We start from the raw sequence: 11,824 nt of genomic DNA on the forward strand, positions 1-11,824 counted from the left end.
CACCGACGACGCCGTACCGGTCCGGCAGAGCGCCCGGACCGGTACGGCTCCTCGGCCGGCCGGGCTACGCGGAGTTACGCCATCTGCGGCCGTGCCGGCCGATGAGCCGGTCGGCGTCGGTCGGGCCCCAGGAGGCGGCCTCGTAGGTGGGAATCGGCGAGTGGTCCTTCGCCCAGTTCTCGATGATCGGGTCGACGATCCGCCAGCACTGCTGCACCTCGTCGCTGCGGATGAAGAGCGAGGCGTCACCGACGAGCGAGTCCAGGAGCAGGCGCTCGTACGCCTCCGGGGACTCCTCGGCGAACGTCTGGTCGTACGAGAACTCCATGGTGGCCGTGCGGACCCGGAAGGAGTGACCCGGCACCTTGGCACCGAAACGCAGCGAAATGCCCTCGTTCGGCTGGATCCGCAGGATCAGCGCGTCCGCGTCGAGGCCGGTGAGCTGGTCGGTCGGGATCGGCAGGTGCGGCGGGCGCTGGAACTGCAGCGCCACCTCGGTGAGCCGGGCCGGCAGGCGCTTGCCGGTGCGCACGTAGAACGGCACCCCGGCCCACCGCCAGTTGTCCACGTTGAGCCGCATCGCGGCGTACGTCTCCGTCCGCGACAACGGGTCGACGCCGGGCTCCTCCCGGTAGCCGGCCATCAGCTCCTCCCGGGTGCCGCCCCGGGTGTACTGCCCACGGACCGCGGCCTCGGCGATGTCCCGGTCCGTGGGGAGCCGGATGGCCTGCAACAGCTTCACCTTCTCGTTGCGCAGGCCCTCGGCCTCGAACGAGGCCGGCGGCTCCATCAGCGCCAGCGCGAGGACCTGGAGCACGTGGTTCTGCACGATGTCCCGCATCGCGCCGGCGTCCTCGTAGAAGCCGCCGCGAGCGCCCACGCCGAGCGTCTCGGCGACGGTGATCTGCACGTGGTCGACCCAGGAGCGGTCCCAGATCGGCTGGAAGATCGAGTTCGCGAAGCGCAGCGCCAACACGTTCTGGACGGTGTCCTTGCCCAGATAGTGATCGATCCGGAAAACCTGGTGCTCGCCGAACGCGCCGTGCACGACGCCGTCGAGCTCGCGGGCCGTGACCAGGTCGCGCCCGTACGGCTTCTCGATGACCAGGCGGGAGAAGGAGCCCTCGCGCGGCTGGTTGAGCCCGACACCGGCCAACCCGTTGATCACCGGCTCGAAGGCCCCGGCCGGCGTCGACAGGTAGAACAACCGGTTGCCGGAGGTGCCCCGCTGCGCGTCCAGCTCGTCGAGGGTGGCCACGAGCCGCTTGTAGGTCTCCGGGTCGTCGTAGCCGCCGGCCACGTACCGGACGCCGCCTCGGAGCTGGCGTCTGCTGGCGAGGGTGCGCCCGCCGAGGGCGCTCTCGGCGAACTGCTCGTCGGTCATCGGCGTACGCGCGACGCCGACCAGCGCGAACTGGTCCGGAAGCCGCTCGTGCCGCGCCAGGCTCTCGACCGCGGGCAGGAGCTTACGCCGGGTCAGATCACCGGAGGCGCCGAAGATCACCAGCGTGGCCGGTGGGGCACTCCGCTCCTGGATGAGCTGCGGTGCGTGGTCCATGGTCTGCGTTCCTCCGGGCATCGGGGGTGTCGGGTCGGGTGGTGACGGTCGAACCGGCCCGGAACGTGACGCGGTCACGGATCAGGTGATCGGTGCCGCGCGGCAGTGTCCGTGCCAGCGCTCGTACGTCAGCCACGGCGACCATGGTGCAACCGTACGCATGAGGCCCGGCCTCGCGCTGCACCGGCCGGTGGACATGCCCGGATGACAGACCACCCGGCGTAGCCGGCGACGATGACGATCGGCGGCTACGTCGCGACGGCCTACGGCTTGCGGGCGAGCAGCCCGACGAAGGTGTGGTAGGTGTCGGTCTGCTTCGGCGCGGGCGTGCCCGGATCCGGACGCCACTCGGCCAGCGGCACCAGGCCCGGCTCCAGCAGCGTCAGCCCGTCGGCGAAGGAGAGGATCTCCTCGTCGGTGCGCCAGCGACCGGTGCCCAGCGACTCGTTGAAGACCCGCTCGACCTCGCGGGCCTTACGGGAGCCCTCCGGGTCCCGCTCACCCGGATCACGGAAGTGCGAGATCGCCACGTAGCTGCCCGACGGCAACGCCTCGATCAGCTCCGCCGCCACCGCGCGCGGATCCTCGTCGTCGCCGAGGTGGTGCAGGATCGCGAAGAGCAACAACCCGATCGGCCGGTCGAGGTCGAGGAACCGGCGGACATCCGGATCGTCGAGGATCTCCTGCGGTCGCCGGACGTCGGCCTGAATCACCGTCGCCGTGCCCTCCGCGGCGAGCAGCGCCCGCCCGTGCGACAGGACGATCGGGTCGTTGTCCACGTACACCACCCGGGCGCCCGGGTTGTGCTCGGTGGCCACCTCGTGCACGTTGCCCTGAGTGGGCAGCCCGGACCCGATGTCGAGGAACTGGTCGATGCCGGCCTCGGCGACGAGGAACCGGATTACCCGGCGCAGGAAGGCCCGGTTCGCCCGGCCGGCGGCCGGCCCGTCCGGCGTGATCCGCAAGGCGTGCTCGGCGACCTTCCGGTCGACCTCGAAGTTGTCCTTGCCGCCCAGGAAGTAGTCGTAGACCCGGGCCACGCTGGGAACGGTCAGGTCGATTCCGGGGGGTGCGGCCTTGTCGCGGGTCAACTGCGTCTCCATCCGATTTTCATCAGCGCACCGGGTTCGGTCGGCGGGCGCTTCCGGACCTTGCCCGAGAGTGTAGCGACCGGCCGGTGTGGACTGTCGCCCCGCTGGTACCGCTCCCAGCGCATCCGCCCGGTGACCAGGGAGCACCCCGAACGGCTCGGGCCGGCGTGTCGGGCCGGGCGAACGGTCCGGAGCGGCCTCGGCGGCACGAGGAGGCACGGGAAGCACTCCTTCGGACACGATGAGCTACATCTCTCTATGTCGATGAATGCCTGAGGTCGATCGATGACCGCTACCGGCGGAAGCTCGGGATGGGCCGGGAAACCCCATACAAACCCATAACCGGGTTCTCTCACCCCGTCAGCGGCCGGTGCTCTCCCGCTCGACGAGGTGGAATGCGGGCTGCACGTGCGTCGGCGGGCCCTCCTCACCCTCGATCCGGGCCACCAACCGCCGGACCGCCAACCGGCCGATCCCCCGCTTGTCCGGGGCGACGGTGGTCAGCGTGGGGTTGCTGAAGCGCCCCTCCTCGATGTCGTCGATGCCGGCCACCGCCACGTCGTCGGGCACGCTCCGGCCGGCCCGGGCGAGCGCGTGAAGGGCGCCGACGGCGATCAGGTCGTTGTACGCGAGCACGGCGTCGGGAGGACTGTCCAGGGTCAGCAGGTGGCGCACGGCGTGCTCACCGTCCGCCCGGCCGAAGCGCTCCGTGGGTGCGACGAGGCGGACGTCGTACGGGATCCCCGCCGCGTCGAGCGCCTCCCGGTAGCCACGGATGCGCAGGTGCGCGGACTGCCGGTCGTCCACCGGCGACGCGCCGACGAACGCGATCCGCCGCCGGCCCAGCGCGACCAGGTGCGCGGTCGCCGTCCGACTCGCCGCGACGTTGTCGATCGCGACGTGGTCGTACGGCACGTCGTAGACCCCCTCCCCGATCAGCACCAGCGGCATCCGGGCCCGCCGGGCCAGCACCTCCGCCCGCCCGATCGCCACCGGGCTGAGGATGAGGCCGTCGATGACGTGCCGCTGCGCTCCGTCCAGGAGCGTCAACTCCTCGCCGCGCCGGGCCGCGGTGTTCTCCATCAGCAGCGTGTACCCGAGATCGGCGGCCTCGCGGATGGCCACCTCGGCCAGTTCGGCGAAGTACGGGTTGGTCAGCTCGGGAATGGCGAGCGCGATCAACCCGGTGCGCCCGCGGCGCAGGTGCCGCGCGCTCAGGTTGGGGGTGTAGCCCAACTCGTCGACGGCTCGCTGCACCCGCCGCCGGGTCTGCTCCCCCACCGGCCGATAGCCGTTGACCACGTTGGAGACGGTGGCGAGTGAGACGCCCGCCCGCTCGGCGATGTCCTTCAGGCTGACCCCCATGGGCCGTCCCTCCCGTGCGGGGATGAGGTGGGTGACGCGACGCAATATATCGATGGGTGAGGATTGACGGGCTGCCCGCCGGGGCTCTATAACGTTATACGAACGGCACGATCGGCCACCCCGACACCCACCGCCCGCCGCCAGCGGCGCAGCTCGGCCCTGACGGCCCGTTCGATGGAGACGGCATGACACGTCCCGGTCCCGTCCGCCTCACCGTCCCCCTACTGGCCCTTCTCACCCTGGTCGCCGGCCTGCTCACGGTGCCGGCCGCACCGGCGCGCGCCGTGCCGGCCGCGACTCCGCCTCTGACCACCCCCTGGACCGCCCAGGCGCTCACCGGGCAGCCGCTGCCGGACTACCCGCGACCGCAGATGACCCGGCCGGACTGGCTCAACCTGAACGGCGAATGGCAGCTACGCCAATCCGCCACCGACGACGCCCCCCGGTTCGACACCGATCTGCCCGAGCGGATCAACGTGCCGTTCCCGGTGGAGAGCGCGCTGTCCGGGGTGCGGCGCGCCGCCGGCGACAACCGCAACTACCTGTTCTACCGGCGGACCGTGACCGTGCCCACGAGCTGGAACGGACGCCGGGTGCTGCTCCACTTCGGCGCCGTCGACTGGCAGACCACCGTCTGGGTCAACGGCGTCGCGGTCGGCGGCCACACCGGCGGCTACGACGCCTTCACCTTCGATGTCACCGGGCAGTTGCGGGGCGGCGCGAACGAGATCGTGGTGAAGGTGTGGGACCCGACGGACAGCCGGCAGAACGGGAGTCTGCCGCCGATCGGCAAGCAGACCAAGCAGCCCGGCGGCATCTTCTACACGCCGAGTTCGGGCATCTGGCAGACGGTGTGGCTGGAACCGGTGCCGACGGCCTCGATCAGCCGGGTCGACCTCTCGCCGAGCCTGGCCGACAACACCCTCCGGGTCCGGGTTCTCACCCGCGGGGACGTCAGCGGTCACCGTGTGCTCGCCGAAGCGCTCGACGGCGCCGCCGTGGTCGGCTCCGCCACCGGCGGCTTCACCGAGTTCAAGGTCCCGGTGCCGAACGCCCGTCGCTGGTCGCCCGACGACCCGTTCCTCTACCACCTGCGAATCACGCTGCGTGACGCCGCAGGCGGTCAGGTCGACCGGACCACGCACTACTTCGGCATGCGCGAGATCACCACCGGCGTGGTCAACGGCGTCCTACGGCCCAAGCTCAACGGCCAGTTCGTCTTCCAGACCGGCACCCTGGACCAGGGATTCTGGCCGGACGGGCTCTACACCGCGCCCACCGACGCCGCGCTCGCCTTCGACCTGCAGAAGCACAAGGACCTCGGCTTCAACATGGTGCGCAAGCACATCAAGGTCGAACCGCAGCGCTGGTTCTACCACGCCGACCGGCTCGGGCTGCTCGTGTGGCAGGACGTCCCGTCACTCACCGCGCAGGACATCAACGCGACGGACGCGCAGCAGGCGCAGCTCGAGATCGAGGCCCGCGAGATCGTGGACGAGCATCGCAGCTCGCCGGCTGTGGTCACCTACACCGTCTACAACGAGGGGTGGGGGGAACGCGCGCTTTCCGACACCCGCCGGGTCGCCCAGAACGTCAAGAACCAGGACCCGACCCGGCTGGTCAACGCCCACAGCGGCCACAACTGCTGCCAGTCGTTGGGCGATCCCGGCAACGGCGACATCGACGACTGGCACGTCTACCTGGGGCCGGACTCGCCGGTGCCGTCGAGCAGCCGGATCGCCGTGCTCGGCGAGTTCGGCGGCCTGGGCCTGCGCGCGCCCGGACACGAGTGGAGCCCGAACGGCAGCTTCTTCGCCTACGAGTGGCAACCGAACTCCACCGCGCTCACCGACCGCTACGTCGGCCTGGTGCAGGGTACGCAGAACCTGATGCTCGGCAAGGGGCTGAGCGCATCGGTCTACACCGAGATCGCCGACCAGGAGGGTGAGCTGAACGGGTTCCTCACCTACGACCGGCAGGTGGTCAAGATGGACCAGGCCCGGGTACGGGCCGCCAACCTGGCCCTCATCACCGCGTCGAGGTCGGTCGGCAGTTCGGCGCCGGTGGCGCTGCCGCTGAACACCAGGCGTTCCTTCCAGGTGACGACTCCCGGGTTCACCAACCGGTTCCTGCGGCATCGGAACAGCCTCGCCTACACGGAAATCGTGGACGGGAACAGCCCGGCGTTGCTCAGGAACGACGCGACGTACACGGTCCGGTCGGGCCTGGCCGACGCGGCGTGCTATTCGTTCGAGTCGGTCAACTTTCCCGGGCAGTTCCTCCGGCACCAGGACTCGCGCGTACGCAACTCGCCGAACGACGGCTCGGCGCTCCTACGCGCGGATGCCACCTGGTGCGCCCGGGTGGGGGTCACCGGAAGCGGGGTCTCGTTGGAGTCCTACAACTTCCGCGGCAGGTACCTGCGGCACTACAACTCCGAGGTCTGGCTGAGCGACGGCACCGGCGGGCAGGCGTGGAACTCGCCCGCGCTGTGGGCCGCGGACAGCACCTGGAACATCACCACGCCCTGGGCGCCCTGAGCGGCGCGGTCCGGGCGCCGGCACCGCGTCGGCGTCCCGGACCGGCACGCTGATCGAGAAGTATCTATTGACAAAGAATGTTTACTGTTTAACCCTGAGAGCGCTCTCTCGCGCCCTCTGGCACGGCGCGACGCCGCACCTACCGGAAGGAGTTCGATGATCAGGACAATGGCGCTGCTCACCGCCGCGACGCTCGCGCTGCCGATGCACGCCGCCGCACCACAGGCGGCTTCCCCCGCCCCTCGGGTGGGCACGCAGGTGTCCGGCCTGCCGGCCGAGATGGCCGCGGCGATGCGCCGCGATCTGCACCTGACCGACGACCAACTCACCACCCGCCTCACCAGCGAGGCCGCCGCGGCGGTGGTCGACCGACGGCTGCGCGCCCGCCTCGGCGCCCGGTACGCCGGCTCGTGGCTGGACCCGGACGGCCCGCTCACCGTCGCCGTCACCGACGAATCCGCCGCCACCACGGTACGGGCCGAGGGCGCCCGGCCCCGGCTCGTCTCCCGGACGCTCACGACTCTCACCTCGGCCCGCACCACACTGGACCGGCACGCGCGCCGCCATCCGCCCGGCGCCGCCGTGCGCGGCTGGTACGTGGACGCCGCCGCCAACGAGGTCGTGGTGCGGGTCGCGCCGGGCCAGGAGCACACCGCCCGGGCGTTCGTCGGCGGCAGCGGCCTCGCCGGCACGCCCGTCCGCTACGCGACGGCTCCCGACGCGCCACGCCCCCTGTACGACATCCGGGGCGGCGACCAGTTCCTCATCAACGGCAACGTGCTCTGCTCGGTGGGCTTCGCCGTCACCGGCGGCTTCGTCACGGCCGGACACTGCGGGGCGACCGGCAGCCCCACCCGCGGGTTCAACAACGTGGCGCAGGGCACCTTCGCCGGCTCGTCGTTCCCGGGCAACGACTATGCCTGGGTGCGCACCAACGGAGACTGGACGCCACGCCCCTGGGTGAACAACTACGCCGGGGGCAACGCTCCCGTCGCCGGCTCCCGGGACGCGGTCATCGGCAGCTCGGTGTGCCGGTCCGGACGGACGACCGGCTGGCGCTGCGGCACCCTCCTGGGCCGGAACGAGACGGTCAACTACGCGCAGGGCGCGGTCTACGGCCTCAGCCGCAGCAACGCCTGCGCCGAGGGAGGCGACTCCGGCGGCGCCTGGCTCTCCGGCGACCAGGCCCAGGGGGTGACCTCGGGCGGATCCGGCAACTGCTCCTCCGGCGGCACCATGTGGTTCCAGCCGGTCAACGAGATCCTCGGCGCCTACGGGCTGAACCTGGTCACCACCGGCGGTGGCGGCGCCGGAACCCGGATCATCAGCAACTGGAACAACAAGTGCATCGACGTGCCGAACTCGAACTTCTCCGACGGCGTCCCCCTGCAGACCTGGAACTGCAACGGCACCGCGGCGCAGAGCTGGACCTTCACCGGCGGTAGCCTGCGCACGCAGAACAACAAGTGCATGGATGTCGCCTGGGGCTCCCGGGACAACGGCGCGGTCATCCAGATCGCCAACTGCAGCGGCAACGCCGCGCAGCAGTTCGTGTTGTCCGCCGCCGGGGACCTGGTCAACCCGCAGGCCAACAAGTGTGTCGACATCAAGGACTGGAACGGCAACGACGGCGCGCGGTTGCACCTGTGGGAGTGCGGCGGCACCGCCAACCAGAAGTGGCGCACCGGCTGAGTCGCCAGCCTCCCGACGGCGTCCCGTCCGGCCGATCCGAGGACCGGGCGGGACGCCGTGCCGCGCCGCTCAGGTGATGCGACTCCCGCAGACGTACGCCAAAGGCACCGGCCGCAGGTCAGGGCAGCGCCCTGAGGAACGGGCCGTGGTTGGGCCGGAACTCCCAGGCGTCGTGGCGGTCCCAGTTGACGGACCAGGTCATCAGGCCCCGGAAGGTGGGATTGGTTCCGCTGCGGGGGTGTACGCGCCACGGTTCTGGCCCCGGACCGGGCAGGTCACCGCCTGTTGCTCGCTCAGGGCCGCTGGCTGGCCAGCTTGCCCTCGAAGAACTCGTCGGCGAGATACTGGTCGGCGGAGAAGTGCCGGCCGGAGGCGAGCTTGCCGTCCTCGAAGGACCAGAGCACGGTCCAGCCCATGACGACCTCCGCACCGTCCCGGTCGCCGTGCACCCACTGGGTCTCCACCACGTGGTCGTCGTTGGCGCCGGTGATCAGCTTCTCCGGGCGGAAGCCCATGCCGCCCATCCGGTCGAAGAACGCCACCACCTCCTCGCGGCCCCGCTTCACACCGGACATCGGGTTGCGGCCCGGAAAGAACCAGGACACGTCATCCGTGGTCACCTTGGCCAGGGCGGCCATGTCACGCTTCGAATACGCCTCGAAGAAGCGTTGGATGATGTCCAGGTTGGGATGCGTCACGGACCTGCCTCCAGGTGACACGGATCAGAACGGGCACGCGGGCCGGGATCCGGGCCGAGGTCGCCGCCCAGGGCCGGCGCACTATACCTATCACAACCGCGGCAATCGGGTCGGGTGACGGGGACAGCGCGTGTCAGCCGGTCGCACCCGCCTTGTCGCCGCTCTCGACGCACTCCCGGAGGTTGTCCGGGATCGGCGTCCACCCGGTCACCGGCCAGCCGCGTCAGGGTGAAGGCGATCCGGGCGTACGGGCGGAACGCCGCGCCCTCCCCCGCTCGTGCCGGACCGTGGAGGACAGCAGCCCGGGGCGGCTCGTGGACCGGTCACGACGCCCCCGGCGCGGACCGCCGGGGACGTGCGTGGTCGTCCGACGCCTCAGAAGCCGGCGGTGATCCGGCTGAACTCCCAGTCGCTCTGGGCGATGCCGCTGCAGTTCGACACCACGCCGCCGCCGGCGCAGCCGCGGTCCCGGTTCACCGCCCAGAAGGTGAACCGGGCGAGCCCGCTGTTCTTGGCGTAGTCCCGGATCCGCGTCCAGGTCTGCGGGGTGGTGACCTCCTGCTGGTCGGACAGACCGTTCATGCCGGAGATGCCCATGTGCGCGTACGCCGTCTTGTCGCTCCAGCCGAACGTGGACTTGAGCTGGTTCTTCAGGCCCTCCGCGGCGTTGCGGGTGCTGGTGTACATGTCGCTGCCGCCGCCGAAGTCGAACGGCATGATGGTGAAGATGTCCACGTTGGCGTTCAACGCCCGGGCCTGGTTGATAAGCCGGACGCCGTGCGCGTTGGGGCCGCTCGTGGTCGTGCCGAAGGTCAGGATCGTGGTGACGCCCGGGTTGTTGCGCTTGATGATGCCCAGGGCACTGACGATCCGGTCGGCGACCGTGTAGTTCTCGAACTCGTCGTAGTTCTCGATGTCGATGTCGATGGCCTTCAGGCCGAAGGTGTTGATCACCTTCTGGTACGCGCCGGCGAGGGCCTCCGGGGTGGAGCAGTTCGGGCCGAGCTTGTTGCCCTGCCAGCCGCCGATCGACGGGACGATGCTCGCGCCGGCCGCCTTGGCCTGGTTGATCCAAGACTCGTGGACGCCGCCGGTCAGCCCGCCCTCACCGTCCCAGACCGGGTTGCAGCCGTTCGCCAGCACGAACGCGACGGTGAACGCGCGGACCCCCTGGCCGGTGATCGTCGACGGGGCCGGCGGGTTGCCCCAGCCGGGGTAGACGTACGGCGCCGCCGCCATCTTGCCGGCCGGCGGCGGGTTCGTCGGCCCGGTGGGCGGCGGGGTGGTCGGGGTGGTGCCGCCACAGGCGCCCTGGTTGGCCCAGACGTCCCACTGGCCGCTGTGCGTGGCCGGGTTCTCGTTCTGGGTCCACCACTTGGCCTGGTAGTTGACGCCCTGGTAGGAAGCCTGACCGCCGCCGACGTACACGGCGGACGACGACCAGGCCGGGTAGCAGGCCGCAGCCGCGCTGGACGTGGTCATCGGGGCGATCGCGAGCGCGGTGGCGGTGACCGTGACGGCGGCCAGGGACAGGATCTTCTGCCTGAGTTTCATGACACTCTCCTGCGGGGGTTCAGGGAAGGGTGGTGAGGTGGGGCCGGATGGTGGTGGCGAATCCGTTGCCGTTGGTGACGTCCCAGTTGACCGACCACGTCATGGCGCCACGGATTCCGGGATAGGTGCGCGGCGGCCTGAAGGAGCCGCAGTTGGTGCCCTTGGCGAGACAGTCGAGGGCCTGGTTGACCACCGACGGGTTGACGTAGCCGCCACCGGCGGCGCTCGGCGCGGCCGGCAGGCCGAGGGAGACCTGGTCCGGCCGGAGCCCGTTCTCGAGCTGGATGCAGGCGAGCGCGACGAGGAAGTTGACCGATCCCTGGCCGTACGCGGCGTTGTTGTCGCAGCCGAGCATCGCACCGGAGTTGTAGAACTGGGTGTGGACGACGGTCAGGATGTCCTTGATGCTCAGCGCCAGTTGGAAGTACTGACCGCCGGTGCTCTGCATGTCGATGGTCTGCGGCGCCATCGTGATGATCAGATTCGGGTTCGTCCGGCTGCGGATGTCCCGCAGCGCCTGGGCCATGTACGTCGCGTTGACGCCGTTCTCCAGGTCGATGTCGACGCCGTCGAACCCGTAGGCGCCGATGAGGTTGACGATCGAGGTGGCGAAGTTCGTGGCGGCGCTGGAACTGGCCACCGAGATGGTGCCGCGCTCGCCGCCGACCGAGATGACGACCTTCTTGCCACGCGCGTGCAGGGTGGCGACGTCGGCCTTGAAGTCGGCGTTGGTGTAGCCGCCGAGTGAGGCGCTCAGACCCGCGTCGATGGTGAAGGACACCGCGCCGGGCGTGCTCGTGGCGTCGGCGAAGGCGACCGCGACCAGGTCGTAGTTGGCCGGTACGTCGCGGAGCCGGATCTCCCGGGCCGGGTTGTCGAAGTTCTGCCAGTAACCGGTGAGGAAGTGCTTCGGCAGTTGGCCGTTGCCGGTCGGTGGGGGCGTGGTGGCCGACGGGGTGGTCGTGGGCGGTGGGGTGGTCGGGGGTCGGGTGGTCGGCGTCGTCGTGGTCGGCGGTGGCGTGGTCGGCGGGGTGGTGCCGCCGCAGGCGCCCTGGTTGGCCCAGACGTCCCACTGGCCGCTGTGGGTGGCCGGGTTCTCGTTCTGGGTCCACCACTTGGCCTGGTAGTTGACGCCCTGGTAGGAAGCCTGTCCCCCACCGACGTACACGGCGGACGACGACCAGGTGGGGTAGCAGGCGGCGGACGCGGAGGCGGACGACGCCAGATGGACGGTGGCGCCACCGGCGGCCAGCACGGCGGCCAGGGCGAGGAGGGCGGGGCGACGCATGGGGGTGGGCCTTCCGGATCGGATCGGGACCGGCGCCC

General features: G+C 70.6%; 8 protein-coding genes and 1 pseudogene. 2 read left to right on the top strand and 7 right to left on the bottom strand.

Annotated elements, in window-relative coordinates; translation table 11 throughout:
- Positions 1-64: 64 nt before the first annotated feature.
- The 3 genes from zwf to O7619_RS21770 all read right to left on the bottom strand — a co-directional run bounded on the left by zwf (position 65) and on the right by O7619_RS21770 (position 4,014).
- On the bottom strand, positions 65-1,558 hold the full coding sequence (zwf, locus tag O7619_RS21760; RefSeq protein ID WP_282283102.1) for a glucose-6-phosphate dehydrogenase: 1,494 nt from the start codon (positions 1,556-1,558) through the stop codon (positions 65-67).
- A 263-nt stretch (positions 1,559-1,821) separates the two neighbouring features.
- Positions 1,822-2,661, bottom strand: a complete 840-nt coding sequence (locus O7619_RS21765; RefSeq protein ID WP_282283103.1) for an SAM-dependent methyltransferase — start codon at positions 2,659-2,661, stop codon at positions 1,822-1,824.
- Positions 2,662-3,009: 348 nt separating this feature from the next.
- Complete coding sequence (locus O7619_RS21770) at positions 3,010-4,014, bottom strand: LacI family DNA-binding transcriptional regulator (RefSeq protein WP_282283104.1); 1,005 nt, start codon at positions 4,012-4,014, stop codon at positions 3,010-3,012.
- Positions 4,015-4,199: 185 nt separating this feature from the next.
- On the opposite strand from O7619_RS21770, the gene O7619_RS21775 reads away from it, so the two are divergent.
- Together O7619_RS21775 and O7619_RS21780 are read left to right on the top strand one after the other, a co-directional pair.
- Positions 4,200-6,554 (top strand): AbfB domain-containing protein, encoded by a 2,355-nt coding sequence (locus O7619_RS21775; RefSeq protein ID WP_282283105.1) that lies wholly within the window; start codon positions 4,200-4,202, stop codon positions 6,552-6,554.
- A 156-nt stretch (positions 6,555-6,710) separates the two neighbouring features.
- Positions 6,711-8,246 carry a ricin-type beta-trefoil lectin domain protein gene (locus O7619_RS21780; RefSeq protein ID WP_282283106.1) on the top strand — a complete coding sequence of 512 codons (1,536 nt, stop codon included), beginning with the start codon at positions 6,711-6,713 and terminating at the stop codon, positions 8,244-8,246.
- A gap of 118 nt (positions 8,247-8,364) precedes the next feature.
- Here O7619_RS21780 and O7619_RS30175 read toward each other — a convergent pair.
- The 4 genes and pseudogenes from O7619_RS30175 to O7619_RS21795 all read right to left on the bottom strand — a co-directional run.
- Positions 8,365-8,534, bottom strand: a pseudogene (locus O7619_RS30175) (chitinase); the annotation flags it as partial.
- 5 nt (positions 8,535-8,539) lie between these two features.
- The gene (locus O7619_RS21785) at positions 8,540-8,944 is read right to left on the bottom strand and encodes a nuclear transport factor 2 family protein (RefSeq protein ID WP_282283107.1); all 405 of its coding nucleotides are present in this window, start codon (positions 8,942-8,944) and stop codon (positions 8,540-8,542) included.
- A gap of 375 nt (positions 8,945-9,319) precedes the next feature.
- Entirely contained in the window at positions 9,320-10,498 is a 1,179-nt protein-coding gene (locus O7619_RS21790; protein ID WP_282283108.1) for a glycosyl hydrolase family 18 protein, read from the bottom strand.
- A 19-nt stretch (positions 10,499-10,517) separates the two neighbouring features.
- Positions 10,518-11,786 carry a glycosyl hydrolase family 18 protein gene (locus tag O7619_RS21795; RefSeq protein WP_282283109.1) on the bottom strand — a complete coding sequence of 423 codons (1,269 nt, stop codon included), beginning with the start codon at positions 11,784-11,786 and terminating at the stop codon, positions 10,518-10,520.
- Between the last annotated feature and the right edge of the window lie 38 nt (positions 11,787-11,824).

The sequence above is a fragment of the Micromonospora sp. WMMD998 genome, assembly GCF_029581235.1.
GTDB lineage: Bacteria > Actinomycetota > Actinomycetes > Mycobacteriales > Micromonosporaceae > Micromonospora.

Coding starts and splice junctions, on each gene's coding strand:
- zwf (WP_282283102.1), bottom strand. CDS start 1,558: ATGGACCACGCACCGCAGCTCATCCAGGAGCGGAGTGCCCCACCGGCC.
- O7619_RS21765 (WP_282283103.1), bottom strand. CDS start 2,661: ATGGAGACGCAGTTGACCCGCGACAAGGCCGCACCCCCCGGAATCGAC.
- O7619_RS21770 (WP_282283104.1), bottom strand. CDS start 4,014: ATGGGGGTCAGCCTGAAGGACATCGCCGAGCGGGCGGGCGTCTCACTC.
- O7619_RS21775 (WP_282283105.1), top strand. CDS start 4,200: ATGACACGTCCCGGTCCCGTCCGCCTCACCGTCCCCCTACTGGCCCTT.
- O7619_RS21780 (WP_282283106.1), top strand. CDS start 6,711: ATGATCAGGACAATGGCGCTGCTCACCGCCGCGACGCTCGCGCTGCCG.
- O7619_RS21790 (WP_282283108.1), bottom strand. CDS start 10,498: ATGAAACTCAGGCAGAAGATCCTGTCCCTGGCCGCCGTCACGGTCACC.
- O7619_RS21795 (WP_282283109.1), bottom strand. CDS start 11,786: ATGCGTCGCCCCGCCCTCCTCGCCCTGGCCGCCGTGCTGGCCGCCGGT.